Source organism: Streptomyces sp. NPDC045021 (assembly GCF_056432645.1).
On record NZ_JBWKIQ010000027.1, the window covers coordinates 1 to 26,220 of the forward strand.

The 26,220-nt window shown below is 67.6% G+C and carries 26 protein-coding genes and 3 pseudogenes; 16 read left to right on the forward strand and 13 right to left on the reverse strand.

Annotation, left to right across the window (positions count from 1 at the left end):
* The 3 genes from AC07DC_RS40755 to AC07DC_RS40765 form a co-directional block, all read left to right on the forward strand.
* Positions 1 to 418: hypothetical protein (locus AC07DC_RS40755; RefSeq protein ID WP_478919984.1), on the forward strand; the 418-nt coding region annotated here is incomplete at its 5' end.
* Positions 419 to 497: 79 nt separating this feature from the next.
* Positions 498 to 1,103 carry an alpha/beta fold hydrolase gene (locus AC07DC_RS40760; protein WP_478920036.1) on the forward strand — a complete coding sequence of 202 codons (606 nt, stop codon included), beginning with the start codon at positions 498 to 500 and terminating at the stop codon, positions 1,101 to 1,103.
* Positions 1,100 to 1,723, forward strand: coding sequence for a hypothetical protein (locus AC07DC_RS40765; protein WP_478919985.1), 624 nt, complete (start codon positions 1,100 to 1,102; stop codon positions 1,721 to 1,723). Before AC07DC_RS40760 ends, AC07DC_RS40765 begins: the two co-directional genes overlap by 4 nt.
* On the opposite strand, the gene AC07DC_RS40770 is transcribed toward AC07DC_RS40765, so the two are convergent.
* From AC07DC_RS40770 to AC07DC_RS40780, 3 genes are all read right to left on the reverse strand, one after another.
* Complete coding sequence (locus tag AC07DC_RS40770; RefSeq protein ID WP_478919986.1) at positions 1,677 to 2,084, reverse strand: hypothetical protein; 408 nt, start codon at positions 2,082 to 2,084, stop codon at positions 1,677 to 1,679. The genes AC07DC_RS40765 and AC07DC_RS40770 overlap by 47 nt on opposite strands.
* A 387-nt stretch (positions 2,085 to 2,471) precedes the next feature.
* Positions 2,472 to 3,044, reverse strand: a complete 573-nt coding sequence (locus tag AC07DC_RS40775; RefSeq protein ID WP_478919987.1) for a hypothetical protein — start codon at positions 3,042 to 3,044, stop codon at positions 2,472 to 2,474.
* Positions 3,041 to 3,217, reverse strand: coding sequence for a hypothetical protein (locus tag AC07DC_RS40780; protein ID WP_478919988.1), 177 nt, complete (start codon positions 3,215 to 3,217; stop codon positions 3,041 to 3,043). The genes AC07DC_RS40775 and AC07DC_RS40780 overlap by 4 nt, the downstream gene beginning before the upstream one ends.
* 1,054 nt (positions 3,218 to 4,271) lie before the next feature.
* Here AC07DC_RS40780 and AC07DC_RS40785 point away from each other — a divergent pair.
* The 4 genes and pseudogenes from AC07DC_RS40785 to AC07DC_RS40800 all read left to right on the forward strand — a co-directional run.
* Positions 4,272 to 5,333 (forward strand): hypothetical protein, encoded by a 1,062-nt coding sequence (locus AC07DC_RS40785; RefSeq protein ID WP_478919989.1) that lies wholly within the window; start codon positions 4,272 to 4,274, stop codon positions 5,331 to 5,333.
* Positions 5,334 to 5,565: 232 nt separating this feature from the next.
* Positions 5,566 to 6,315 (forward strand): class I SAM-dependent methyltransferase, encoded by a 750-nt coding sequence (locus AC07DC_RS40790; protein WP_478919990.1) that lies wholly within the window; start codon positions 5,566 to 5,568, stop codon positions 6,313 to 6,315.
* A 278-nt stretch (positions 6,316 to 6,593) separates the two neighbouring features.
* Positions 6,594 to 6,746 carry a hypothetical protein gene (locus tag AC07DC_RS40795; RefSeq protein WP_478919991.1) on the forward strand — a complete coding sequence of 51 codons (153 nt, stop codon included), beginning with the start codon at positions 6,594 to 6,596 and terminating at the stop codon, positions 6,744 to 6,746.
* A gap of 31 nt (positions 6,747 to 6,777) precedes the next feature.
* Positions 6,778 to 7,582: pseudogene (locus AC07DC_RS40800) on the forward strand (MFS transporter); the annotation flags it as partial.
* 312 nt (positions 7,583 to 7,894) lie between these two features.
* On the opposite strand, the gene AC07DC_RS40805 reads toward AC07DC_RS40800, so the two are convergent.
* Complete coding sequence (locus AC07DC_RS40805; protein WP_478919992.1) at positions 7,895 to 8,557, reverse strand: hypothetical protein; 663 nt, start codon at positions 8,555 to 8,557, stop codon at positions 7,895 to 7,897.
* Positions 8,558 to 8,619: 62 nt separating this feature from the next.
* On the opposite strand from AC07DC_RS40805, the gene AC07DC_RS40810 reads away from it, so the two are divergent.
* Both AC07DC_RS40810 and AC07DC_RS40815 read left to right on the forward strand, forming a co-directional pair.
* Positions 8,620 to 8,757, forward strand: coding sequence for a hypothetical protein (locus AC07DC_RS40810; protein ID WP_478919993.1), 138 nt, complete (start codon positions 8,620 to 8,622; stop codon positions 8,755 to 8,757).
* A 64-nt stretch (positions 8,758 to 8,821) separates the two neighbouring features.
* A complete protein-coding gene (locus AC07DC_RS40815) occupies positions 8,822 to 9,127 on the forward strand; it encodes a DUF1905 domain-containing protein (protein WP_478919994.1) in 306 nt (101 codons plus the stop codon).
* Positions 9,128 to 9,318: 191 nt separating this feature from the next.
* On the opposite strand, the gene AC07DC_RS40820 is transcribed toward AC07DC_RS40815, so the two are convergent.
* The 3 genes and pseudogenes from AC07DC_RS40820 to AC07DC_RS40830 form a co-directional block, all read right to left on the reverse strand.
* Complete coding sequence (locus AC07DC_RS40820) at positions 9,319 to 9,603, reverse strand: hypothetical protein (protein WP_478919995.1); 285 nt, start codon at positions 9,601 to 9,603, stop codon at positions 9,319 to 9,321.
* 357 nt (positions 9,604 to 9,960) lie between these two features.
* Positions 9,961 to 10,812 (reverse strand): annotated as a pseudogene (locus tag AC07DC_RS40825) (ISL3 family transposase); the annotation flags it as partial.
* A gap of 162 nt (positions 10,813 to 10,974) precedes the next feature.
* Positions 10,975 to 11,919 carry a LysR family transcriptional regulator gene (locus AC07DC_RS40830; protein ID WP_478919996.1) on the reverse strand — a complete coding sequence of 315 codons (945 nt, stop codon included), beginning with the start codon at positions 11,917 to 11,919 and terminating at the stop codon, positions 10,975 to 10,977.
* Positions 11,920 to 12,034: 115 nt separating this feature from the next.
* Here AC07DC_RS40830 and AC07DC_RS40835 point away from each other — a divergent pair, with 115 nt between their 5' ends.
* From AC07DC_RS40835 to AC07DC_RS40855, 5 genes are all read left to right on the forward strand, one after another.
* On the forward strand, positions 12,035 to 12,847 hold the full coding sequence (locus AC07DC_RS40835; RefSeq protein WP_478919997.1) for an inositol monophosphatase family protein: 813 nt from the start codon (positions 12,035 to 12,037) through the stop codon (positions 12,845 to 12,847).
* Between the two features lie 49 nt (positions 12,848 to 12,896).
* Positions 12,897 to 13,541: an NADPH-dependent F420 reductase gene (locus AC07DC_RS40840; protein WP_478919998.1), complete on the forward strand. Its 645-nt coding sequence runs from the start codon at positions 12,897 to 12,899 to the stop codon at positions 13,539 to 13,541.
* A 199-nt stretch (positions 13,542 to 13,740) separates the two neighbouring features.
* Positions 13,741 to 14,607: a hypothetical protein gene (locus tag AC07DC_RS40845; protein WP_478919999.1), complete on the forward strand. Its 867-nt coding sequence runs from the start codon at positions 13,741 to 13,743 to the stop codon at positions 14,605 to 14,607.
* Positions 14,608 to 15,037: 430 nt separating this feature from the next.
* Positions 15,038 to 16,540 (forward strand): alpha/beta hydrolase, encoded by a 1,503-nt coding sequence (locus AC07DC_RS40850; RefSeq protein ID WP_478920000.1) that lies wholly within the window; start codon positions 15,038 to 15,040, stop codon positions 16,538 to 16,540.
* A 274-nt stretch (positions 16,541 to 16,814) separates the two neighbouring features.
* Positions 16,815 to 17,489 (forward strand): hypothetical protein, encoded by a 675-nt coding sequence (locus AC07DC_RS40855; RefSeq protein ID WP_478920001.1) that lies wholly within the window; start codon positions 16,815 to 16,817, stop codon positions 17,487 to 17,489.
* A gap of 447 nt (positions 17,490 to 17,936) precedes the next feature.
* Here the strand turns inward: AC07DC_RS40855 and AC07DC_RS40860 are convergent, their stop codons facing one another.
* Both AC07DC_RS40860 and AC07DC_RS40865 read right to left on the reverse strand, forming a co-directional pair.
* A complete protein-coding gene (locus tag AC07DC_RS40860) occupies positions 17,937 to 18,098 on the reverse strand; it encodes an alpha/beta fold hydrolase (RefSeq protein ID WP_478920002.1) in 162 nt (53 codons plus the stop codon).
* Between the two features lie 129 nt (positions 18,099 to 18,227).
* Positions 18,228 to 19,094 carry an SDR family NAD(P)-dependent oxidoreductase gene (locus tag AC07DC_RS40865; RefSeq protein WP_478920003.1) on the reverse strand — a complete coding sequence of 289 codons (867 nt, stop codon included), beginning with the start codon at positions 19,092 to 19,094 and terminating at the stop codon, positions 18,228 to 18,230.
* 203 nt (positions 19,095 to 19,297) lie between these two features.
* Between AC07DC_RS40865 and AC07DC_RS40870 the strand changes: the two genes are divergently transcribed.
* The gene (locus AC07DC_RS40870) at positions 19,298 to 20,152 is read left to right on the forward strand and encodes a helix-turn-helix transcriptional regulator (RefSeq protein WP_478920004.1); all 855 of its coding nucleotides are present in this window, start codon (positions 19,298 to 19,300) and stop codon (positions 20,150 to 20,152) included.
* Between the two features lie 463 nt (positions 20,153 to 20,615).
* Positions 20,616 to 20,792: a hypothetical protein gene (locus AC07DC_RS40875; protein WP_478920005.1), complete on the forward strand. Its 177-nt coding sequence runs from the start codon at positions 20,616 to 20,618 to the stop codon at positions 20,790 to 20,792.
* A 179-nt stretch (positions 20,793 to 20,971) separates the two neighbouring features.
* Here the strand turns inward: AC07DC_RS40875 and AC07DC_RS40880 are convergent.
* The 4 genes and pseudogenes from AC07DC_RS40880 to AC07DC_RS40895 all read right to left on the reverse strand — a co-directional run bounded on the left by AC07DC_RS40880 (position 20,972) and on the right by AC07DC_RS40895 (position 26,042).
* Positions 20,972 to 21,780: pseudogene (locus AC07DC_RS40880) on the reverse strand (IS5 family transposase).
* A 654-nt stretch (positions 21,781 to 22,434) separates the two neighbouring features.
* Entirely contained in the window at positions 22,435 to 23,046 is a 612-nt protein-coding gene (locus AC07DC_RS40885; RefSeq protein ID WP_478920006.1) for an ALF repeat-containing protein, read from the reverse strand.
* Positions 23,047 to 23,810: 764 nt separating this feature from the next.
* Complete coding sequence (locus tag AC07DC_RS40890; protein ID WP_478920007.1) at positions 23,811 to 23,942, reverse strand: DUF5954 family protein; 132 nt, start codon at positions 23,940 to 23,942, stop codon at positions 23,811 to 23,813.
* Between the two features lie 339 nt (positions 23,943 to 24,281).
* Positions 24,282 to 26,042, reverse strand: a complete 1,761-nt coding sequence (locus AC07DC_RS40895; protein WP_478920008.1) for a S8 family peptidase — start codon at positions 26,040 to 26,042, stop codon at positions 24,282 to 24,284.
* Between the last annotated feature and the right edge of the window lie 178 nt (positions 26,043 to 26,220).

Sequence of the window (26,220 nt, forward strand, 5' to 3'; positions counted from 1 at the left end):
CTTCGACGAGACGATCTGGCTGCTCGTCCCCGACTCCGCCTACGACGACTGCGACCTGCACGCGCAGACGACGGAACGGCACGAGATCCTGGCCGACCTGTGGCAGTTCGAGGACAAGCCCGCTGGCTTGCAGGAGGCGGGGGCGAGGGTCCTGCCATGGGCATTCGAGGAGGGCACGGGAGCATTCCTGTACTGGCTCGCGCGGCCCGGTCAGCACCCCGACGCCTGGACCGTGCTCTACAACGAGGGGCGCGGCCCCCTATGGGAGCACCACGACATGGGGTGCCTTGCCTTCCTACTGGCGGTGCTCACTGGAACGGCGGAAACGGAGTACTTCGGGTACCTCTACGAAGTGCTGAAGCCGACGGAGCACCGCTTCGCAACGGCCGACCAGACCCTTGGAACGACCAGGCAGTAACCCCGTCGGCCGCTCCCGACGACCTGGCTCGCTGCTGACGCACCTCAACCTCGACTTCGGCGGAACCGGCCGCCCCCTGATGGCTCTGCACGGCCACCTCTCCGAAGGGGCGTCCTTCGTCGCCCTCGCTGCCGCCCTCGGGCCCAAGTGGCGGGTGATCACCCCCGACCAGCGCGGCCACGGCGACTCAGACCGCGTCCCCGAATACATCCGCGCCGGCTACATTGCCGACCTCCTCGCCCTCCTCGACCACCTCGGCATCGACCGTGCGGTCTTCCTCGGCCACTCCCTCGGAGCGTTCAACGCCTTCCACCTGGCCGCCGAACGCTCCGAACGGCTCAAGGCCCTGATCAGCGTCGACACCGCCGTCGACCTCCACGACCACGGCACCAGCCCCCTCGCCTTCGTCCTCAACTTCCCTTACACCGCAGCCACCCGCGAGACTGGCCGCCGCCTGCGGACCCCTGGCCGCCGTCCTTGGCCCCGTGCTGCGCCCACTGCCCGGCGGCGCCGGCTGGCGGCTGCCGTTCCACCCGCAGGACAACGTCGACTCCGAGAACCTCGTCCACGGCGACCACTGGAAGCAGTGGCTCGCTACCGACTGCCCGGCGCTCCTGATCAACGGGCTGCGCAGCCAGGCCCTGCCCGCCACCTGCGGCGGGGCTGCATACACGGGGCCGGGTGACGAAGCTGTGGGAGGTCCACGGCCGGAAGTGGAAGAACGTCCGCGACGAGAACGGCGAGAAGATCCCCGAAGGGCAGTTCCGCGACGAGTCGTGGATCGCGCCCGACCTCGTTGCCGCGGCGATCGGCGTCCAAGAGCGCCTTCATGACGCCGACGTCCTGTTCCCCGTCTGGCCAGGGGCGGACGAACGCGCCGAGCACGAGGGAGGCGAGGCGCGCACGCTCGCCTCGATCAACGGCGACCTGAACCTCTTCGCCACCTGGGTGAACCATTTCTGCGACCAGCACGGCCGCAGCGATGTGATCCCCGGCGATCCCCGGCGACTGACAAGCTCCCGCCTGCGACGAACGCTGGCCTGGTTCATCTGCCGCCGCCCACGCAGCATGGTCGCCGCGGCAATCCAGTACGGGCATCTGCGGGTCCAGATCACCCAGGGCTATGCTGGCACGTACGCCTCGGGATTCCCCGACGATCTGGCGTTCGAGCGGTGGCTGACCCGGCTGGAGGACTTGCACGACGCCGACCGGCGCCTGAAGGCCGGCGAGCACGTGGGCAGAAGTTTCGGGCCAGAGGTCAGTTGCGCCCTTGAAGTGCCTTGTGAACACCGTACGCTTCGATGAACCCCTGAATCGTCTGTAGGTCGTCCGCGAAGGATGTGGATCGCCACTTTTCCTTCCGGCCGTCGCGGTAGGTGAGGTCCACCCATACGTGAAGATCCGCCAGCATACTTCCGGAGGAGGTGCTTGCGGTCGCTTTCAGCGTTACTCCAGCTAGATCGTAGAAATTGACGATCGTCAGAGGCTTGCGTTCGTCCTTGTACTCGATGACCTCGTCAGAGGTGATGACCAGCAGCGGATCCGGATCATCCGATGTCCCGCGCAGGAAGCCGGACAGTTTTCCCCGCTTCTTGGTGAAGACCCGCCAATTCTCCGGTACGGGACCTTGGCTTGCCTGCATCAGGACGGTTTGGGGATTCGTCACGTCACCTCCCGTTTTTGCGACCGCGCCCGGCGAGAGTTACTGAAGGGCCAGGAAACCTGGGTCGGCTGAGATCCGTTCGCTGCACGCGAGGCGAACCGGATCGTCCAGGACCAAGAAGAATTCTCCATTCCCTGGCCGGCGTACGCCACTTCGGCGCTCCGGGTACCGGTGAGATTACGCAGGGTGATACCGAGGGTTCCGATGAAGCCACGCGGACGTCGGCCCGAAAGGGACGACGACCTCTGGTGTGCCGGAAGGCGCTACGGGAGCTGGCTGAGTCGCTTGGTATCGGCATCCGGGAGTGAGACGGCGCGCGATGACCCTCACCGACTTTCCTGGTGGGGGTCATCGCCACGGTGTGTCACGGTTTCAGCGGCACGAAGATGATCACGGGGTCACGTGGTTGTCGGGATTGTCGAGCCAGGTCCGTTGTCCGTCTGAGGTGACGGTGAGGCCGAACCGGTCTGGGCCTGGGCGGTCGTTCGCCTTCCACCAGCTGTTGGCTGCTTCTACTTCGTCCCAGAGGCGGCGTGGGCCGTGCTGCCAGACGGTGAACTGGTCGTCGTGTTCGCCGTCGTAGTCGACGGCGGCCCATGAGGTGGCGTCGGTGGTGGCGACCCACAGGCGGGTCATCACGCCGTCCACGTCGGGGTTCTGCTGGCGGGTGTACCAGACGTCGCGCAGTCGTGCTCCGATCGCGAACTGTGCGTCGAGGTTCTGGCCGGTCGCGTCCCGTGGCGCCAGATTGGTCTTGGAGTCGTCTGGCTGGTGTTCGTCGCGGACGACGTCCCGGTAGATCCGTAGGTCGGCTCGTTGGTTGCGCATGAGCATGAAGGCGCCGTGGGGGCTGAACCGGCCTTCGCCGACCCCAGCATTGACCTCCAGTCGCAGCAATCCGTAGGTGATCCACGGGTTGTCCCACGCCGTGACGATCACCCCTCCCGGCTGGGACTGCTTCACCCAAGCAAGCCCGCGTTCCACCCGGTGCCGGTGCCGATTTCCAGGACGTGCGCGCCCTGGTGCACGTCGAGGTCTTCCAGCATGCGCAGCACGATGGAAGGAGCGGAAGCCGAGGAAGAAGCCCAGACATCGCCCTCCTTCGGCTCTGCGCCGTCGTTGACCTGGGTTACCACGGGCGCATCGGCGTAGGCGGCGGCGTAGCCCCGCTCAGCGTCGCCCTGTCGGTCGCAGGGTGCGTATCCACCCCCCCGTCGTCCAGCCACATCCGGTCGGGCAGGAAGTGGTGTCGCGGCACGGCTTCCATGGCCTTCACCCACTCCGGGGCCGGCACATGTCCCAGGTCCGTCGAGATCGCGCGGAGCAGGTCGCGTTGGGCTGCGGCCTGCTCCGGCTGGTGCGAGTGCGTCACTTCTTGTCGCCGCCCTTGTGCTGGGCTCCGGAGCGGGTCGTGACCCGTCCGGAGACGGCTTGCTGGTGCCCGGGTCCTTCCCTCCGGAGTGCTTGCCGTCGCCTCCGCTACCGCCCTTGCCGGTTCCCCATCCCATGGCTGGTCTCCTTCGTCTCATTGCTGATCTTGAGGGTGCGTGGTCCTACGCGGCGGTGCGGTCGTGAGCCGGGATCGGCTTCGGGTCCGGGGGCCGGGGTGTCGGCGTCTGCGGTCGGCGAGGCCCCGGTGGTGGTGGCTTGGCCATGAGTCGTCCTCTCTGGGCATGCTGCCGTGCGGGCGTTAGAGGGGGCGCCCGGCTCCCGCTGTCACGGTCAGGGGAGCCGTGATCCCTTGATGGCCGGAGCCGGGCGCGCTGGTACCGGTCTCCGCCGGAACGGATCATCGACGGAGACCGGGGATCAGAGGCTGGGGGGCGGAGTGTCCGCAGCGGCCACAGCGAAACTCGGAGCAGGCGGAGCGTCGGGATGACCGCAGACGAGCAGCACGGCGACAGCGGGCGCGCCGAGCACGTTGAGGAGCATCAGCAGTGCGCCTGCGGTGCGCCCGTCGCCCGAGGGGCACGGCGGGCGGCGGTGGCGTGGCCGGTCAACCACGGACCGGGTCACGGGGTGTCATCCACGGGTGCGAGAACGGACAGGGGAGCACTCCATTCGACACCGCCACCCGGAGGCCGCAACCACGCGAACTCTGCGGGATTCGTGTTGGAGGGGTAGGCCGACCCAATCTGTTGGACTTCGCCGACCTGGTGCGTTGCGGTGTCCAGGACAAGGACGTCCTGCTTGATCCACGTCAAGCCTCGCTCACAGTCCTTTGGGCGAAACTTCCGTGTCGCCCGTCATGGACCTCATGACCCTCCGTTAGGCTCGGCCGCCAGACAGGTTCCGATCTTCACGGAGGGCAGGACGGCGAGGATCAATCGCGAGCGGCTCGTCAGAACCCTGACATTCTGGCTGCGTCCCGCCTTCGCGTTGCGAGTCATCAACCGGTTTCAAAGGATCGTTGGTTTCGACCGCTCGATGGCGCTGGCGTCCAGCGCTCTCACCGCACTGGTTCCGCTCGCAATCCTCGGCAGCGCCGTCCTGAGCGACTTCGTCCAGTACGAGTCAGCGGACCGGATCATCGAGCGCTACAGCCTCTCCGGCGCGGGCGCCGAGGCGGTCAACTCCCTCTTCTCCCCGGCCGAGAGCACAAGCACGAGCGTCGGCGTCTTCGGGGTGGTGTTCCTGACGATCTCGGTGCTGAGCTTCGCGCGGGCCTCGCAGCGGCTCTTCGAACAGACATGGGAACTCAAGCCCCTCAGCGTGCGCAACACACGAAACGGCCTGTGGTGGATCCTCACTCTCGGGGGCTACGCAGCGGTCACCGGATGGCTCACCGCAGTCCTGGGCGGGAGCGGGCTAGGTCTGGTGACCGTGGTCGGCGAGGCATCGGTAACCGCAGTGTTCCTTGTCTGGAGCGGCTGGATCCTGTCAGCGAAGCGGATCACCTGGCCCGACCTAATCCCCTTCGGCGTCACGGCAGCCGTTCTGACAGCGGTCTATTCCGTGGGCGCAACGCTCTACCTGCCGCGTCTCTTCAACTCCTCCGCCTCACGCTACGGGGTGGTCGGTGCCGTCTTCGCGATGATCTCGGCTCTCTTCGCAGCCATGCTCGTCCTCGTCGCATCGGCTGCACTAGGACGAGAAGTACGAGACGAGCTCAGCCGGATCCGTCAGGGCCTGCGACCTTCAGACAACGAGGTCCGCCAGCAGTGGGACAGCATGGTCGAGCAGACACGGTCACGTTGGCGCACGGCACGGAAGCAGGTCTCTCATCGCCGGATCAAGGGCGCGGACCACTGAGTAAAGTCGTATTCATGGCCCCTTTTGAAATGGGTGCATCGGGTCGCTGCCCACGGCACCGCGTGTGGCGTCGACTGGCAACTGACTCTGTGGCGGCCGGCGCGAGGTGCCATGGATACGCGTCCGGTCGGCCCTATGCGACCGAACTACACCAAGCCGGTGGTGCACCCTCATCTTGGCTCTGGAAAAAGTGCGTTGACGTTCCTCGGGTGGTGGGAAATCATCGCTGCTCATGCTTCAAAGTGAGATTTGGGATGACCAGGCCGCTCAGAACTATGACGCCCCCGGGACCGGCATGTTCGCGCCGGCGGTGCTGAGGCCGACAGTGGACCGACTCGTGGAGCTCACCGACGGCGGGCGGGCGCTGGAGTTCGCGATTGGGACCGGGCGGGTGGCAGTGCCGCTCGCGGAGCGCGGAGTCCCGGTCAGTGGCATCGAGCTGTCGAAGCCGATGATCGATCAGCTCCGCACCAAGGCAGATGACTCGGCTATCCCGGTCGTCGTCGGCGACATGGCCACTGCACGAGCTCCGGGCGAGTTCCAGCTCGTATATCTCGTCTACAACACCATTTCCAACCTGCTCACGCAGGCCCAGCAGGTTGCCTGTTTCCGAAACGCCGCACGCCACCTCGTGCCGGGCGGACGGTTCGTCGTCGAGCTGTGGGTCCCCGAACTTCGCAAGCTGCCGCCAGGTCAGCAGGCCGTGGTCTGGGAGTCGGCGACGGGCTACATCGGGCTCGACACCTACGATGTCCTGCGCCAGCAGGTCGTCTCACACCACTTCCGGTTCGACACCGAGGCCAGCCGCGAGGCCCGGTTGTTCCGCAGCCCGCACCGATACATCTGGCCGGCTGAACTCGACCTGATGGCCGAACTGGCCGGAATGACACTGGAGTCCAGGCATGCCGACTGGACGGGAGAGGAATTCACTGCGGAGTCGCGCTCCCATGTCTCGGTCTACAGGATGGCCGGCCCGCTCTGACCGGACAAGTCTCTGACGCCGGCCGCTCGCGACTGCCAGGACACTGGCGCGTATCGAGCCGTGCTCACTGGGCGGTGCGGGTGAGGTCTTTGATCCAGATCATTGAAGCGTGCAGGTGGAGACCGGCGAGGTGGCTGGGCCGGGGTCTCGTACCAGGTGGCGATGCCTCGCCGGGCCTTCAGCTTGTTGATCAGGCGGTCGGGAAGCGCTGAACGCGCCGTACCCATCGGGTGAGGAAGCCTTCTATGAACGACTACCCGCCTTTCGCAGGTCCTGGGATGTTGACCAGCGTGAACGACGGTCCGCCCTCGCCCCTGCCGTCGTTGGACGAGATCGCCGACGAACCGGAGTCCTGCCGCACCTTCTCGCACAAGTGGCTGCGCACCAGCAACGAGCAGCTCGACAGGGAAGGGGGCAGGGGTGGTGGCTGAAGCGAATACCTCGGGACGCGGGACTGGTGCGATGCGCGGCGTGCTGGCCCCGCTCGCCTTGGCCCAGTTCATCTGTAGTTTCGCCGGTTCGAACATGAACGTGATGATCAATGACATCAGCGAGGACCTTGACACGACCGTGCAGGGGGTGCAGGTCGCGATCACGATCTTTCTCCTGGCCATGGCGGCGCTGATGATCCCCGGCGGCAAGCTGACCGACCGCTACGGCCGCAAACGGTGCTTCCTGGCCGGTCTCGCCGTCTACGGCATCGGCGCCCTGCTGAGCGCGGCCGCCCCGGGCCTGGGCGTCCTCATTCTCGGCAACTCGATCCTCGAAGGCATCGGCACGGCGCTGCTCATCCCGCCCGTCTACATTCTCACGACGCTTCTCTTCACGGAAGTGACCTCACGTGCCCGCGCCTTCGGGGCCGTCATGGCGCTGGGATGCATCGGCGCCGCCGCGGGGCCGCTGATCGGGGGACTCATCACCTCCGCCATCAGCTGGCGCGCGGCCCTTCGTGTTCCAGACCCTGGTGATCGCACTGATCGTCATCCTGAGTCGCCGAATCAAAGACCCCCTGCCACCGGACCCCACGCGCCCCTTTGACACCCGCGGAGCGATCCTCTCGGCCGTCGGCCTCATCCTCCTCGTCATGGGGATCCTGGCAGCCGACAACAGCATCTGGCTGATGATCGGTCTGATCGTCCTCGGTGCACTTGTGCTGCTGTGGTTCTTCCGATCGGCACGCGCCAAGGAGCGCGCCGGCCAGGAGCCCCTGCTGTCGACGAGCCTGTTCCGCAACCGCACGTCCAACCTCGGTCTCGTCACGCAGAACATCCCTCGGAGCCAGCCCGCCACTCCAAACGCCGCGTAGCGCAGACCGTCCTGATGCAAGCAGGAGTCAACAGAAGCTGGTGGTGCAACAGGTTATGAAAGCGGCTTGGTGACCCACGTCAAGCCGCGTTCACAACCCCTTTCCAGCCGACGACCATCAACCCTGTGACTCGGTGCTTGGCTCGAAGGTCATCGGGGCTGTCTGCATGGCCTCGCTGGGACAGGTCGAAGCTCGGGGCTCAGCCGGTGCGTGGGGGAAGGTGAACACCAGAGCACGCGGAGAGAGTGATCCCCCTCTCCTGTGCGGGTTGATTCAGTGCTCGGCACTGCTGGAGTGGCTCCGGTCCGTTCTGCGTGTCCATAGTGAAATATCGCTGCTCGTCGCGATGGCGATGGTCTGCCCGGAGGGGGAGAAGCCAGCTGCTCGGAGTTCGGAGTAGTTGGAGTGGAAGATGTGCCACCACCGCTCTCCGGGGGGACCGGAGTGGGGCAGGCCGCCGTCGGCAGAGAGCAGGACACGGTCGTTCGGCCATGCCGGGGTGACGACCTCCAGAGTCCAACCATCCCCGGTGGTGGCGTGTAGTCCTCCGCCGAAAAGCCCCGCGATGCGCACGCGGATGCCGCTGATCGGGCCCAGTCCTGGGCAGGACAGGTCGGCAACCGCGTCGGGGGTGCTGTCCTCCGGGTCGGGGTCGCGGTCCCTGGCGATCTTCTCCCCGGTGACGGCGTCGAAAAGGCCGTGACCCTCGTGTGAGACGACCATCACCAGATCGCGGCCGTCCCCGGGATGCGATGCGAAGCCGATCCCCAGGAGCCCGCCGACAGGGACGGGGGCGTTGGAGACCGGTTGCCAGGGCTCGGGCGCAGGCGCCACGGGGGCGGAGAGGAGCCGGTCGCGCAGAGCCTGTTGGTATGCGGAGAGCGCTGGTTCATGCCCTGGCTGCTCGACCGGAACCACCTTCATGATCTGCTTCATCGCTCCATGATCCACCATCCGGCGATCATCGTGCGGATCGGGGCAGCTGAGAAAATCACGGCATGACGTCCTCCAGCGCTTCCTCGATGACGTCGTCGCGGGCCCGGGACCTCGACCCCGAAGCTGGCGATGACGACGAACGCTCGGTCTCGGAAGCAGTCTCCGTGGCGCCGTACACCTACTTCGTCGAGGGGTCATAAGACCGGAATCCTTCGCCGGGCCGATCGCGTGACTTGGCCGTCATCGAGGAAGGAGACTGGCCTCATGGAGTTCTTCTTTTCCGGCCGAGTGGTCGAATGGCGCGGACCGTCGCCGTACTACTTCGTTCCTGTGCCAGACGAGGAGTCCGCCGACATCCGCGAGGTGGCTGCGATGGCCACCTACGGCTGGGGTGTGATTCCGGTCGAGGCTCGGATCGGCGAGGTCGCCTTCCAGACGTCGCTCTTCCCCAAGGACAACGGATACCTGCTGCCGCTCAAGGTCGCTGTGCGCAAGCCGGGCGGCCTCTCGGCAGGGGACGACGTGACGGTGAAGATGACCGTCCGTCTCCACGAACCCCACCCACGCTGAGGTCCACGGTCACAGTGCCAGTGACCTGCGTGGAGTCTGGGAAAGCGGCTTGGTGATCACGTCAAGCCGTGTTCACAGTCCGCTTCGCTGCCGACGCACCTCGCGGGATCAAGGCTGTGAAGGGCGACCATGCGGGCACTGCAGGCCGGTAGAGCCTTGGAGGCCATCTGATGGGGATGGTCCGAACGCTGTCATGCGGAAGCCACCACCTCGCCGGCCATGACTTGGGGAGGGTTGGGGAGCAGCGACGCAAGGTTGTCCCGCACGAAGTCCGCAGCCCTCGAGATTGATTCGTCGGCACCGGCCTGGTTCTGGAAGACGCTGGTCGAGACCATCGCTCCGTCCCCGGTATCGATCCAGTAGTAGGCCACGAAGCCGGAGACCTGGCGCATGAGCGGCACGAACCCCTCGTTCACGAGACGTGCTGCCTCGGCCGAATCGGTCACGCCTTTGTACCGCCGGACTGCTGCGTACATCGCCAAGCTCCTCACGCTGTTCTGGAGTCGTCCTCTGTTGAGACGTCGTACCCCTGCGACGGCTGCCCGGTTCATGAGGCGTCCGGCAATCACATGAAGGGCCGCGTTGGGTGATCCGAACGGCGGCCGCGGCCCGGACACACGGCCCTGCGTACGTCTGCCACGAGACGGCATCGACGTGGAGTAGAGCAGTCTCGGCCGGTGGCTGCCCGCACGGAAGAGGCTGTGAACGCGGCTTGATGACTCACGTCAAGCCGTGTTCATAGTCCTTTGTACGTCTCCGGGGCACGACGGGCCACACGCAGCTGAGTAACCTCGGTCGGAACGAACTGGGGGAGTAGCCGACGGGGATCGCCTCGGCCATGGCGAGCCGGACGACTCCTCTGTGGGGCCGGGCTCCGTCTCGGGCGGTTCAGTCGTCTGAGGGACGAGGACGTGCAGACATTGGCGGTGCTGGGCGATGCTCCGCTCGGCAGCCTCGCTGAGGTTGTGCCAGAGGTGCCACCGGTCCGCGACCTGCACGGCCTGCGGGGCGCCGACGGTGGCGCCATCGGCGAAGAACGTTGCACGGTCCCGGCAGACCACCTCGATTCCGGGCCGCTGGGCCAGCCACGCGGCCAGGCTCGATGACTCCCGGTCGGGCAGCATGTCGACAGGCCGACGGGTTTCGACGTCCACGAGGACGGTCCCGTAGTGGCGGCCCTTGCGGGCGTACTCGTCGACGCCGACCACCCGGGTAGCGGGCACTTCCGGCTCGGGAAGTGCGTCGACGAGCCGCAGGACAGTGCTGCGGCTGACCGGCGCACCGACGATGTCGGCCAGCCGGGATCCGGCCCGGCCCGCGAGGGCGAGACCGATCGCGGCCAGGGTCGAGCGGAGCCGCTCGGTCCGCTGGCCGTGCCTTCGGGTCAGGCCGGGTATCTGCTCGACGAACGTACGGCGCCCGCACCCGGCGTTCCGGCAGGCGAACCGGCGCACCCACAGCTGGAGTACGACCCTTCGCCCCGCACTCGGAAGATCAGCGGGAAACCGCAGGTAGGAGCCATGAACCTTGGCGGACCACCCTCCGCAACCCGGACACGAGGCGCCCGTGGCGGTGCACCGCACATCAACACGCACTATCGCGATGTTCACGTCGACCGACAGCACCGTGACGTCCGCGATCGACGAGAACAACAACTCATCCAGCCGGAGCAAGATCTCATTCACAGCCCCGAACTGTTTGCCCAGCCACTCATGCCACTGCTCGTTTTGAGGCAACTTCCCGAGGCGTCGCAGGGAGTTCAGTCGTCACCCACACGGATCACACAACCTGAGCCAGAACCCGAGAACGGGAGTCAGCTGCCGCAGGCCTTCCCTCCGGCGTATCCGTCACTGCCCGGTCCGGTTGGTGGGGGGCTGTTGAGAGGCGGTGGGCGGTGCAAATAGGGCCTGGACGGATTCGGTGGCCAGGTCTCGCAGCCAGGTGTGGGCGCGGTCGTTGTCGTAGCGCTGGTGCCACAGTAGGTACAGGGGGACCTCGGGCAGCGGGAGTGGCGGCGGCAGTGTGGCCAGGCCGAGTTGTTCCCGGGCTGCGCGGGTGACCGCGTTGGGGAGGGTGACGACCAGGTCGGTGTCGAGGGCGAGTTGCAGTGCGAAGGCGGCGGTGGGCCCGGCGGCGACGACGCGTCGTTCGAGGCCGCGGGTGGTCAGGGCGTCGTCGATCGGGTCGCGCAGGTTTCCGCGTCGCGAGACGGTGAGGTGTTCGGCGGCCGCGTAGCGCTCGATGCTCAGCGGGCCTTCGGTGAGGGGGTGGCCTGGTCGGACGGCGACGACCAGGCGGTCGCTGCCGACGAGGCGGTGGCGGATGTCGGGGAGCGTCGGAGCGCTGGAGCTCGATTCGAGGTCGACCTCACCCCGGCGCAGCTCGGCGTCGTCCGTCCCGGGTTCGGCCGACAGGCGCAGCCGGACGCCGGGGGCCTGGCGGTGGACGGCGGTGATCAGGGCGGTGCCGCAGGCGGCGGTCAGGGCGTCGTGCCAGCGCACGGTGAACACCCGGTCCAGAGCTGCCAGGTCGAGTTCTTGCTGCGCGGACAGAAGGTGGTGGGCCTGCTGTACGAGGGCGTGGACCTGGGCGCGCATGGCCAGCGCGCGGGTGGTGGGAACCATGCTGCGGCCGGTGCGGACCAGGATCTGGTCACCGGTGGCCTTGCGGATGCGGCCCAGGGAGCGGCTCATCGCCGGTGCGGTGACGTGGAGGCGTGCTGCGGCGCCGGCGACGCTGCCCTCTTCCAGCAGTGCGTCCAGGGCCATGAGCAGGTTCAGATCCAGTTGCATGCCAGTAACTCTATAAGTGAATAGCATGCACTTGTTGTTAATGACCGGGGGCCCTACCTTCGAAGTGCAGGCGAGAGACAAGCCGCCCGCACACATCGAACCCAGGGAGCCCACCATGAGCACAGCCATGCCTTTCGCCGCCGACACGACGCTCCTGTCCGAGGTGGCCGCCGCGGTGAAGACCGCCGGCCTCACGCTGCGCGACCGCTACACCCCGCACGCCCGGGGCGTGAGTCTGGACGAGGTCGTCGCTGAGATCCACGCCAACGACGACGCGGTGCTGGACGTGCTACGGGAGCCGCTGCTGCGGGCCCGGCGGGGATCGCAGTGGGCCGAGGACGAGTTGGCCGGCGGTGCGCTCCCGTCGGGGGAGTGGTGGGTCGTCGACCCCGCCGAGGGCAACATCAACCACGTTCACGGCATGGAGGACTGGGCTGTGACCGCCACCCTGGTCCGCGACAACCAGCCGGTGCTCACCGTCGTCCACCTGCCACTGACCGGCGACACCTACACCGCTGTCGCCGGCGGCGGTGCCCGCCTCAACGACCGGCCCCTGAAGGTGTCCGCCAAGACCGATCTGGGCGCCGCGCTCGTCGGCACCGGCCAGGCCAGGCCCGGCGAGGACGAGCGCACCTTCCGGCGGATCGGTGACTCCGTCACCGCCATGCTCATCAACGGCTTGGTCGTGCGCGTGTCCGTTCCCGCCACGATGCAGCTCATCCACATCGCGGCCGGACGCATGGACGCCTTCTGGCAGTTCTCCGACGTTCGCTCCGGTCTGGTCGCCGGTGCGCTGCTGGTCTCCGAGGCCGGAGGCACCGTCACCGACCTTGCGGGCGAGCCCTGGCACACGGGCAGCCGCGACTTCATGGCCGCCGCCCCCGGCATCCACACCGCCGCTCTCAAGGTCCTGTCGCCGATCGCCTGACCGGACCCCTTCTGCTCTACCCACCTCACACCGCAAGGATCATCACCTCATGACCAGCATCGGCATCCTGGGCGCCGGCCGCGTCGGCGCCAACCTCGCCAGCAAGCTCTCCGCAGCCGGACACCGTGTCACCCTCGGTGTCCGGAACCCGGAAGAGACCGCAGCCCTTGCCGCCAGCATCGCCCCGCAGATTGCCTTCGCCGACCAGCGCACGGCCGCCCGCACCGCGGACATCGTGATCAACGCGACGCCCGGCTACACCTCCCTGGACCGCCTGGCCGGCCTGCGCACCGAGCTCTCTGGAAAACTCCTCGTCGATGTCTCCAACGCCACCCGCGACGCCGATGACGGCCTGCCCGGCGACCTGTGCTATCCCGGCAGCAGCCTCGCCGAGCAACTCCAGGCCGCGCTCCCCGACACCCATGTGGTCAAGACCCTCAACACCATGCTGTTCATGGTCATGACCGCTCCCGAAACCCTGGCCACCCCACCGACCGCCTATCTCTCGGGCGATGACCAGAACGCGAAGAAGACCGTCACCGGCCTGCTCGGCGACCTGGGCTGGCAGCCCGCATGGATCGAGGACCTCGGCGGCATCACCACAGCCCGCGCCACCGAGGCCATGATCCTCGTGGTTCCCTACATCTTGCGCAGACACGGCTTCAAGCCCTTCGCTGTCTCCCTCGCCCGCTGACCCATCAAGATCGGGTTCAGACCAAAACCAGTAGCGGGCTCGTGCGAGGGAGCTGGGCGCTGGCACGGACAACGCCCGCTGAGTTGCAAGTGACGCCCGAACTCAGGCTCTGGTCCAACTTCTGTGGAGGTGCGGAGACCTGGGAGGTCGGCCCCCGAGGACCTGGGTGCCGGGCGTGGGGCGCCAGTGGGAGAGCTGGGTGAAGGACTGCGAGACGCTGACGGACCCCATTTCGCAGGGTCGCTACGATGGCGGACTCCATCCGGGCACCCGCCGTGGGTTGAAGCCGGGGAGTTCGTCCTACCGCGACGGAGGCCAAATCTGTGTCGTCACGTTGTCCCCGGAGTCCGGCTACTACTGTCTGCCGATTTGGAGAAGAGAAGTGAGCGATCAACACGGCTACGGTCTGCGGTGGTTGGGCGAGCGCGCTCATGAGGATCCGAAGAGCGGCGTGCCGGGGATGGTGGGCGGTATCTCGCTCACTGCGGCCCGTGGCGTGGATGCGGATGAGTTCCTGATACGGCTGGGGGCTGACTCGGAGCAACTTGACTGCGGGGACCTGTACCGGGAGCGCGCTGAGTTGGCTGTTCCCCCGGACATGGGGGAGGTCGGGCGGGCGATGTTCGGGACGTGCGGGGATTGGGTGTACGTCCTGGAGGATGCGTGGGCTGCGACCTGGTCTTTGGGGTTCCGGGCAGTTCCGCAGATGTGCCCGCTGGTGGGCGAGGAGGTCGTCTGTCTCACGCTGAACGGGGGCATCGGCCCGTCCCGGATTCTGCACGCCCCGGGCAATGACGGGCGTACGTGGCAGGCGGAGTTCGGGGAGAGCACCGGCCAGGGCTCGGCCTTGGATGCCGCGCTGCAGGAGGTGGGCGCTGTGTTTCCGTCCCGCTACGCCGGCACCTTCACGGCGGAGGAGGTAGAGGCGTACTACGAGGAGCACGGGCACGAGATCCCAGAGCGGGTCTTTGAGGGTGTCGGCCGGTACTGCGGGCTGACGGTCGACCCTGCGGCGGTCGAGGCAGGGACGCTTGCGCTGGTTCTCCTGCCCGTACCGCAAGCCTGAAACAAGAGGTGGGCGTACCCCCGAGTGCCGGGGGTACGCCCACCACTTTTGCGCCTGACTGCTGGTGTTACAGGGCGGTCATGGTGCAGATGACAGGGTTCGTGGTGCTCTGGCACTGGCCTTTACGCACAGGGCCCGGTCCCGCGCTGTGTGCCTCGTGTACGGATGCCCTGAACGCCCGCAGGCCTGGCCGATCGGCCAGGCCTGCGGGCGTACTCGGCGGTGAAGTCACGGCCGATTCGGTCGCCGACCTTGTGGGTACTGTCGCGAGCCGGGCTGTCTCAGGCGGCTTGTACTCTGCACTCATTGGACGGTCGGATGATCACGGGTGAGGGCATGTGGGCACGGGGTGGGCGTTCAGGGGTGGGAGCGTGGGGATTTGAGTGACGCAGATCCGATACGAAGCCGTAGGCCGGGCCTTTCGGTCGGTGTGCGCATCATCGCTGTGGTCGTCCTGGCCGTGATCGGGGCGGTCGGCGTTTGGTTCCAGCACGGCGCTCCGGGCCGGAGTGCCGAGCCGCGTACGGAGTTCACCGCCAGCAACCCGCCCGTTGGTCTGCCCTCCGCGCTCACTACCGGCCAGCACCTGAACTGGTCGAGCTGTACCTCGCCGCCCACCGCGCGCGCGGGTTACGACTGCGCCGTCATGAAGGCGCCCCTGGACTTCCGCAAACCGGACGGCAGGACGATCGATGTCGCCCTGATCCGCCGTAAGGCCACCGGCCCGAACGCCGGGCGCATCGGCTCGCTCGTCTTGAACTTCGGCGGACCCGGCGTGTCCGGGGTGAGCGGCCTGCCCGCATTCCTCAACCAGTACAAGCCGCTCCTGGACCGCTACGACCTGGTCTCCTTCGACCCGCGCGGCGTTGGCGCGACCATCCCCGTGCGCTGCGGGAAGAGCGCGGACGACACCGGCTACGAGGGGGCCGACGCCTGCGCCGAGCACTCCGGGGCGCTCCTGCCATACATCGGCACCTCGCACACCGCGCGCGACCTCGACCTGATGCGCTACCTCCTGGGCGACGAGCAGCTGCACTACTTCGGCGTCTCGTACGGAACGGCGCTCGGCGCGGTCTACGCCCACCTGTACCCCTCGCACGTCGGACGGCTCGTCCTCGAAGCGTCCGTCGATCCGACCCAGGACCACGACGACGAGCAGGTCTCGCAGGTCAAGGCGGTCCAGGCGGCGTTCGACCGGTTCGCTGCGCACTGCGCGGCCCGTATCCGCCCCTGCCCGACCGGCGACGGGCCCCAGGAGGCCGCGCGACGCATGGCGCGCCTGGCTGAGCGCCTGAAGAACAAGCCCGCCCCGGCCGGCGGCGGAATCAACCTCGACGCCAACGATCTCGCGTACGCCGTCAGCGACTATCTCGACCTCGGCACCGACGGCTGGTCGCCGCTCGCCAAGGCCCTCACCGCGCTGATCGACCACAACGACGGCCGTCCGCTGAGCAAAGGCGCCAACGACATCGGCTCCGCCGACCACGCGGCGACCCCGCCCGACAACAGCCGCGCCGCCCGGACCGCGATCACCTGCGCGGACTCCAGCCTGCGCCCCGACTTCGAACGCCTCGACAGGGACGCGGCCCGCATCAAAGCCGCCTCACCCGTCTTCGGCGCGGCCTTCTCCACCGGCGTCTACCTCTGTTACAACTGGCCGTTCGACGGCGAGCGCGCCACGCCCCAGGTGAATGCCGACGGCGCGGCCCCCGTCCTGGTGGTCGGCGGCACCGGCGACCCGACTACCCCCTACTCCGGCGCCCGCAACATGGCCCGCGCCCTGGGCGATGGTGTCGGCGTGCTCCTGACGGCCGAGGAGGAGGGCCACGGCACCTACCCGCAGAACCGCTGCGTCACGCAGACGGTCGACCAATACCTCCGCACGGGCCGCACCCCGGCCCCGGGAACGGTGTGCCGGGGCAGCATGTCCTGAGGCCCGTACGGATCCGCTGGGCGGCCGTCAGCCTGCCAGGGAAGCCGCCACCGCCTGGATCGCCGCCCTTCCAGTATGTCGTCTCATTGGGCGTTCTGAGAGTTGTCGTATCTGATTGCCCGGTTTGGGGCACCGAACACACGCGGGTGCGTCCCGTGGTGACCGACAATCTGTAAGAGAGCGACCCCCGAGACCCGGTCACGCTCGCATTCTCAATCGGGATTTGGCAGTCGACACGTCCATGCGGTTGAGTTCATGCCAAATGGTCCGGTCAGTGAGGGAGTTGACGGTGTTCAGGGTGGTACGGGGGATGGTGGCGGGAGCCGCTGTGGCGGCGGCGCTCACGGCCTGCGGAGGCAACGGCGGCGCCGGAAGCGGCAGCACCGACAGGACCAGCACCAGCAGCAGCACAGATAGCAGGGTTGGGGCCGACGATGACCAGTCGAAGGCGCCCATCGTGCTCACAGCGGATCAGGTGCGCAGGGCCCTGGTGAACACGGGAAGTGCCCCGCAGGGCTGGGAGGGATTCGGCGTCGACATGGACGTGCCGGCCGCGTCCCTCGAGACCTGTAGGGCCGACACGGCGACGCAGTGCGGCGGCTTCGTGGCCCTGGGCTCGTCGCACATCCAACAGGGAAGCGACGAGCAGGTCGTCTTCACCATCTACGCCTTCAAGACGCCGACCGACGCGAAGAGTGCCATGAAGGGCCTGGCGACAAAGGAGCGCCGCAGAGTTGGCGCCGGGGCGAAGCCGCTGAAAGTCTCTGCGGACGCGGACCAGACCGACGCGTTTACCGGGCGGAACACTGAGATCTTCATGCGCCTCGGCGGAACCCTGGTCCGCGTAGCGAGCAAGGACCTTCCCGAAAGCGAGCCCTACGACGCCTTCGCGAGGCTTCAGATCGACCGGATCAAGCAGACGGTTGAGGGGGAGAACGCGGGAGACTGAGGTCGGCGTCATCGGTCTCAGCGAACCGCTTACTGCGGCCGCCGTCAGGTCGCCGGGAAGTCCTCCACGACGCCTTCGTCTTTGACCAGGTCGAGACTTCGTCGGCCCACCGTCGCAAGGGACTTGGCAGCCTCGTCATGCGGACGCTTGAGAACGTCGCTGTTGTCTCGGGCTCGTCGTCTGCTGTGCTGGCCGCGACGGTCGAGGGGCGGGCGCTTTACGAGTTCCTGGGGTGGCGCACCCACTGCCCGCCGACCAGCCTGGTCCGCGAGGTTCCGCCGCAGAGGCTGGAGATTTGAGCAAACGTTCGCGGGCCGGTGTCTCTTTCCGGGTGAGCTGGACAGCGGGTCAGACGTCGCCGGCTGCTGTTTCCTGGCGAAGTTGCCTGTGCCGGCTTCGCTGAGCACACCGAGTTTGACCAGGCGTTTCAGCTTGGCTCGGGTGCCCTCAGACCAGGTCACCGCCAGCGATGTCGAGGCTGTAGCGGCCGGGTGTCCAGGTCGACCTGCCCTGGTCTTGCAGGTCCACCGCATAGACCTGGAACCAGTCGGCGAGCAGCCGCATCGCCTTCTGGTACCCCCACCACGACTCGGTCTGGGCGGGGATCAAGGAGCAGGGCAGGGTTGGAGGCGTTGCCGGCGGTGGCGTAGTTCATGCGGATCTCGCCCAGGTCGACGCTCTGCTCGGCGAAGGCGTGCTGGACGAACACGTTGGCGCCGTCGACCGCTGCCAGGTGCGTCATCGGTCGGCTGCTACGGCTTGCGTCAGTTCGGTAGTGGCCCGCCACAGGTCGGCGGCTTTCGCCTGGTCCAGGCCGGCTTTGCTGGGCTTGCGCACGGTGGGGTAGCCCTTAATGCTGCCCGGGCCGTCCGGGCCCACGTAGGCGTTGCCGGGCACGTCCTGCGTGGCGGCGTACAGGATGGGCAGGGCTCCGTGCTCGGGGTCGTTGAGGAGGAACGAGAAGCGGTTGATGACGTTCGCCGAGGAGTGGGCGGCCAGGGACGTCGTGGCGATGCCGGGGTGGGCGAGTACCGACCGAACGGGGCTGCCCGCCGCCGTCAGCCGCCGCTGCAGCTCCAGGGAGAACAAAACGACCGCGCACTTGGAGTCTCGGTAGGCGTGCATCTGGTTGTAGGGGCGCGAGCGCCAGTCCAAGTCGTCCACGTCCAGTTTGGACTGCCGGTGCAGCTGGCTGGTGACACCCACGACGCGGTCGGTCAGGTGCGGCAGGAGCAGGTCGGTCAGCACGAAGGGACCGGTGTAGTTCGTCGCGGTCTGCACGTCCAGGCCGTCCGCAGTGCGCGCCGCCGGGATGTCCATGACACCCGCGTTGTTGATCAGGATGTCCAGGTCGCCGGTCCACGCCTGCGCGAAGCGGCGTACGGACCCCAGGTCGGACACGTCCAGTTGTCGGACTTCGAAGTCGCCGGGCACCCCCGCGATCGCCTGGCGGGCTTTGTCCGGGCTGCGCACCCCCAGCATGACCCGAGCGCCGACGCGCCCGAGCTCGCGGGCGGTGATCAGGCCCAGGCCGGTGCCGCCTCCGGTGATGAGTACCGTCCTGCCGGCCATGCCCGGCAGGTCGGCAGCTGTCCACTTGGCCATCTGATCCCTCTCTCGTCTCGGTTGCCGCCGCGCCGGTCGCCGCGCAGCCGCTCCCTACCAGTGGACGACATGCGGCGATGCGGATGAAGGGCCTGCTCAACCACTGAATGACAGTCAGTGGCTGCGGTCGCCCACAGCTGCGACGATGGAACACGCTGACCTCGACCGAGGTCCCAACGACACACGACCTCCGGGAGGTGCCCATGGAGCAGGCGGTGGACAGCGCGTCACTGGGCGCCTTCCTGCGCGCCCGGCGAGAGGCGCTGCAACCGGAGGACGTGGGCCTGCGCCGCGGAACCCGTCGGCGTGCCCGTGGGCTGCGACGCGAGGAAGTCGCAGAGCTGTGCGACATGTCGTCCGACTACTTCGCCCGCCTGGAACGCGGCAGCGGGCTGCAGCCCTCGCAGCAGATGGCCGCGGCCATCGCCCGCGGGCTGCGGCTGACCCCGGACGAGCGCGACCACCTGTTCCTACTGTGCGGGCACCGCACACCACTGCGGCAGCTGAGCGACGAGCACGTCAACCCGGGACTGATGCGCATCCTGGACCGACTGCAGGACACCCCGGCCCAGGTCATGGGCCCCCTCGGCGAGACGCTGCTGCAGACCCCGCCTGCCGTCGCGCTGCTCGGCGAACAGATCCACTACACCGCCGAGGCCCGCAGCGCCCCCTACCGTTGGTTCACCGACCCGACCGCCCGCCAGCGCTACCTCTCTGAGGACCACCCTCACAACAGCCGCGTGAACGTCGCATTCCTGCGCGCAGCCTCCACCAGGGAAGGACCCCAGTCGCAGGCCGCCCGTCTTGTGGCGAGCCTGCTGCGCCAAAGTACCGAGTTCGCGTCCCTGTGGGACCGGCAGGAGGTCGGCCTGCGCTGGAGCGACGCCAAACGGTTCGTCCACCCGCAGGTCGGGCGCATCGACCTGTTCTGCCAGAACCTGCAGGACTACGACCAGTCGCAGTCCCTGCTGATCTTCACCGCGACCGCTGGCACCGAGAGCCACGACAAGCTGGCACTGCTGAACGTCCTGGGCACGGACAACTTCCCCGTCGGTTGACGCCCACGGTACCCCTGCCTATTCGGCAAGGTCTCCATCGGGGGCAGTCAGCACCACACAGGTGCCGTGTTCGAACAATACCCTCGACTTGCGAGGGTCGGTGTGAAGGTGCTGCCAGACGTCGACGAGTATCTCGGTATTCACGGCGGTCATCATGCGGCAGAGCCCCGACACACAGTCACGATCAACTGATGTCGTTGGCGAATACGCGACACCTGGACATGCGACTCACACTGTCACCTACGCCGAAGGCCTCCGCGAACACATCCACGCCGCACAGACTCGCCAGAACTCAAGATCAACACCCGGCAATTCTCCTGCTCCTCCGAGCACCGCCAGCCTGCGCACTGAACTCGAACTCGCCCGCCAAGAAATCACAACGCTCCGAGAAGAACGAGACCGGCTTCGCACCGCCATGAGCCACCGCCTCGGACAACAACTCGACGCTGTCATCAGCCAAGACATGACCACCCGCATTGACGAACTCTCCCAACACAACCACCAACTGACCGGCCAGCTCCACCACACCACCACCGAGAACACCGCTCTCCACACCCGCGTCACCCAACTGGAAGATGACCTCGCCGCCACCCGCACCGGCCTGCGCCGCATGATCCGCGAGGAGAACCTCACCTCGTAACAAGGCCCGCCCTGCGGCGCTTACGCCCACTCCAGCCCCAACTTGGCGAGCGCCCTTCGTGTCCGGGAGCGGTTTTTCTGATCGTAGGTGGTGGTCTGGCCTACGCTGATCAGTTTGGGGTGCGTCTGTCGTCGGGGGGATTGCAGTGGCCCAGTAGCTGCAGTGATTAAGAAGCCATCTCATTTGGCGAGTCTGCGGTAACAGATGAGGGTGCAGGCGATGCTCGTGAAGGCGAGGAAGTGTTCGGCTTTGCGTTCGTAGCGGCGGTGCAGGCGACGGCAGCCGGCGAGCCAGGCCATGGTGCGTTCGACATTCCAGCGGTGGCGGCCCAGTCGCTGTGAGGACTCGATGCCCTTGCGAGCAATACGGTGCTGAATGCCACGTTGGCGTAACCATCGTCGCAGGTGGGCGTAGTCGTATCCCTTGTCCGCGTGCAGTTTTGCGGGCTTGCGCCTCCGGCGGCCACGGCAGGAGCGGATCGGGGGGATGCCTTGGACGAGGGGGATCAGGGCTTGGCTGCCGTGGAGGTTGGCCCCCGAGATTCCGACGGAAAGTGGCAGACCCGTCCGCTCCGTGAGCAAGTGGATTTTCGACCCGTACTCGCCCCGATCGACAGGATTCGGACCTGTCAGGTCCCCCTTTTCAGAGCCCTCATGTTCACTGAGTCGATCGCACAGCGGAGCCAGTCCAACTCGCCACGCGAGCCCAGCTCGTCAAGGACCAGGCGGTGGAGCTTGGCCCATACTCTGGCCTTGCTCCACTCGGAGAAGCGACGGTGAGCTGTCGCCCCTGACGGGCCGAAGGAAGCGGTGGGCAACTGCTGTCACGTACAGCCTGACGTGGTCACGAACACGATAGCTGCCAGCACTTCACGATCACCATGCCGGCGTCGACCGCCGCCCTGTGGCCGCGCAGGTGCCTCCGGCACCACTCGCTGGAACAGCTCCCACAACTCATCCGGCACCAGCCGCTCAACGATCCCCGCCATAACCGACAGCCTCCCCAATCTGCCAAATGAGATGGCTTCTAAAGGAGTCATACCTCGGGACGCCGGAGCCCTGGCCCGCTTCTCACCTGGAGGGGCGACGTCGTCGGCGGCCAGGCTGCGACGGCCAGACTGCGGCGCTCCGCGAGGCTCAGGAGCACTGGCCCGGCTCTGTCGAGGCTGGGGTGATGTCAGGTCTGGTGGTGGAGGACAACGCTGTCTGCTTGGACCATCCGCGCTGGCGGGGATCGGTGACGCGACATCGAACAGGACCGGCCAGCAGCCCATCTGTAGACACGCCGCGCTGTCTTGTGTGAGCTGAAGGCGACCGCGCAGGACCAGCCGGTCCCGGTCCTGCCGCATGCCTGGCTCGGCGCGGGAGGCCAGGTGCGCGTTCTGCCCCCAGCGGATGTCGTCGTCGACGGCTCATTCGATGAGGTGCTGGCCCTGTGCTTCCTGCGGATCACCACGCCACAGGGTCACGGCGGATCCCATGGGTGTGGACCCGAACGGCCAGGGGCCGCCTCGGGATCTGCGGTGCCTTCTCCGTGCGGGCCAGCATTGCTCCGTCATCCCTGCGCGCCGTGCGCGGTGCGCAGGCCCCGCGCCCGCCACGCGGACGCGGAGCCGACACGCAACCCGGCTGGGGCCGTTTGTTCAGCGGGCTACCTGATACTGGCCGACGGTCACGAAGTAACGCAGTTCCTCCGGGGTGCCGTCGACGACTCTTTCGGCTGCCGCGCGCAGGACCTTGCTGATCTTGGGGTTGGCGAGGATGCGGAAAACCGCGACGCGGTCGTCCTCGGCCTGGGCGAGCCGAAGGCCGGTCGTCAGGAAATTGTGGATGTCCGCGTCAGTGCCGTCGAGGGCCTTCTGCGCCTCCCGGTAGACACCCTTCCCGGTGCTGGGGTCGGCCAGAATGCGGACGACCGCGACGCGCTCGTCCTCGGCCTGGGCGATCCAGCGACCGGTCTTGAGGAAATACCGCGCGTCCTCAACGGTGCCGTCGAGGGCCTTCTGCGCTTCCCGGTTGACGCCCTTCCCGGTGCTGGGGTCGGCCACGATACGGAGGATCGCGATGCGCAGGTCATCCGGTGACATCGAGTCGTAGGGCGAGTCGGAGCCGGTATCGGATGCGGTCTGCGCGACGACGGCTGCGGGGGCCGCACCGGCGGCGAAGGACGTCGAGGAGAGCAACAGGACCGGAGCCAGAGCGCCGGTGGCTACGGCAAGCGCCGCGCGGGAGAGCTTCACGTGGGAACCTAACATGGGTCGGAACTGTCAACAGGAAGTCAGCCGGACAGCCGCACGCAAGGTCAGGAGGTGACGACACGTCATACCCCAACCGTTATGCGGCATCCGGCGATAGGGCAATCCTCGAAAGAACCGTCGGCCGTGATCACTGCCCGGACTTGGCAACTTTCTGGGTCTGCTCGTTGCCGACATGGCCCGGCCGTCGTCCAGCGTCGCTACGGCGGCCCGGCCACGTACCTGAGCCGCCGCGTGCGGGGCCAGTCCGCTGCGGCAGAAATTCGAGGCACGCGACGCAGCCGAATCCGCTGCCGAACACGCCAACAACGCTGCTGACGCGGCGGAGGCAGCCGCCCTGCACGCCGGAGAGGCAGCGAAGCCCGCCTCCGCGTCCAAGGAACATGCTCTCGCGGCGAAGAAGGCAGCCGATGCTGCCACCGCGTATGTCGTCAAGGCGGGAGGCATCTTCAACCTGGCACGCACAATCGAGACCGCGGACCTCAAGATCCGCACTGCGGCCGCGATCGAGAAGGCCCAGGACGCCAAGTCCGCGGACGACGACCGCAACGCTGAGCAGACCCGGACAATCAACGAAACCGCTGCCGTGGACGCGGAGCGACACGGCTGGCCACCGAGGCCGCCGATCCGAGCATTGATCCCAAGAAGTTGGTGGACACAGGCGCAAACTGGCGTTGCTGGTGATGAAGGTCCGTGGCCCCTGGAGCCAGACCGCCGCCCAGGTCGCCCTGGCCGGGTCGGACGAGGCTGTGCGTGAGAGGGGGTCATGCGGCGCTGGCATGCGGGCTGCTGCCGACCTTCCAGGCGGCTCCGTCCTTCTCGACGATCCGGAACACCGCGGGCAGCAGCATCAGGTCGGGGTGGGTGACATGCGCCCGCTGGGAGTCGCTGCGCATGCCCCCCGGGCCGGGACGGCGGCCCGCCGCTCGAGCCGGCCGGCACTCCTCGGGGCCGCGGCGCGCGCTGCCCGTACGGTCAGCGCGGACACGGCCCTGCAGCTCCTCAGGGAGGCGCACGGTGAGCTGGACACCGGCCCCAGGCCGTCCGCGGCCTTTCTGGATGCCCTCCGGCATGGTGGCCCCGACCGCGGCGTACACCGCCGCCGGGGCCCATGTGCCCTCTGCCGCCCAGCAGTTCGCAGCCAAGGCCGAACAGACCGCAGCCCGCCTTGTCCGCGGCCGCGGAGCTGTCGCCGGCGCAGGGCGTGCTGTACGCGGGCGTTGCCGGGCCTTGCGCTAGAAGGTCAGGTTCCAGGCGTCGATCTTGCCTGTGTCGGAGGCGGCGTTGTCGTTGACGCGCAGCTTCCAGGTGCCGTTCGCGACCTCCGAGGAGGCGTTCACGGTGTAGGTCTGGGCGATGTTGTCGGCGCTGCCGCCGGCGTGGTTGTGCAGCGTGTAGACGGTGCCGTCCGGCGCCACCAGGTCGACCTTCAGGTCACCGATGTAGGTGTGCTTGATGTCCACACCCACCTTGAGGGTGGCCGGGGCGTTGCCGGTCACGCCGGTGACGGCGATCGGGCTCTCCACGGTCGCGTTGTCGTTGATGGCGAAGTCCGCGAGGTTCTCGAAGTACTTGCCGGGCGGCGGGGTGGTCCCGACGGCCTTGAGGGCGTCGACCTGTCCCTCGCCGAAGAACGAGTTGTTGGCCGTCGTGCCCGTGCAGCGGCTGTCCGAGGGGCAGGCGATGTCGTTGGCCTGGGCGGCCAGCTTGGCGCGGATCTGCGCCGGGGTGATTCCCGGGTTGGCGCTGGCGATGAGTGCCGCCACGCCGACCACGTGCGGGGTGGCCATCGAGGTGCCGCTCTTGCTGCCGTAGCCGCCGCCGGGGACGGTGGAGTACACGCTGCTGCCCGGCGCCGCGACGTCGATGACGCCCTGCCCGTAGTTGGAGAACGAGGCCTTGGTGACGCCCGTGCCGTTGGCCGCGACCGTGACCACGCCCGGCAGCTCGGTCGGGATGTCGAGGCAGGCGTTGGTGATGGTGCGGGTGACCGGCGTCGAGTCGTTCGGGCTCGCGGAGTCGGTCGTCTTGTGGGCGAGATCGTAGTTCTCGTTGCCCGCGGCGGCGATCTGGAGAGAGCCCTTGCCCTCGGCGTACTCCTGGGCGCGCTTGACGCCCTCGATGATGGCGGCCTGGTCGATGTTGTCCGGGCAGTTGAACTGCCACGGGTCCGTGTAATAGCTGTTATTGGTGACGTTGAAGCCGTGGTCACCGGCCCAGACGAAGCCGCAGATGGTGTTCTCGGCGAAGAAGAAGGAGTTGCCGGGCTCGGCGACCCGGACCGCGGAGATCATCACCCCGGGGGCCACGCCGACGACGCCCTTGCCGTTCTTGGCCGCGGCGATGGTGCCCGCTACGTGGGTGCCGTGCGTGTCGACGTCCCGCCAGGCGCCGGCACGGGTGTCGGGCTTGCCGTAGGCGCAGGAGACCGAGTCGGCCGCGTCGAAGTTGGGCGCCAGGTCCTGGTGCTGGTCGTCCACACCGGTGTCCAGGATGCCGACCTTGACCGAGGCGGAGCCCGGGTTCACGGCCCAGGCCTGGTCGGCCTTGATCTGGCTCATGTCGGCCCGGACTGGTTCTCCGGCCGGGGTCGAGGCCTGAGCCGGATTGGCCGGGAGCGCCGGGTTGTAGGCGTCGGCTGGGACGTCCGAGGTGCGCGTGGCGCCGACCTGCTGCACACCGGCGACGCCGCGCATGGTGACGGCAAATCCGCTGGACGCCGAGTGGGCGACGATCACGCCGATGGCGTCGAAGTTCGAGAAGGCGGTGCCGCCGTTGGCCGCGATCGCGGAGCGGACCGCCGAACTGTCACCGGGGGCGGTGATCACGAGGTAGGCACGCGTGCCGGCCACCCAGGTCGCACTCTGGGAAGCCGGCACGGCGGCCGGAGCGTGGGCCTTGGCGGCCGGCGCGGTGGAGGGGGCGACGGGGAGGGTGCCTGCGAGGGCGCCCGAGGCGCCGAACGCGAGGGCGGCGCCGAGCGTGGCCGCCAGCACCAGCGTGCGTCTGGGGCGGCTGGATATGTGGGGTATCAATGCGTCCTCCGGAGACGGCCCGGTCGTGCTGAGGGCACCGGCCGGGCCGTACGAAACGAGTGGTGAATGCAAGATGTCAGACGGGTCCTCCTGTACGGAAGTACCTTTCCGTGCCGCGACGTTATAGGGGCATGGCTGA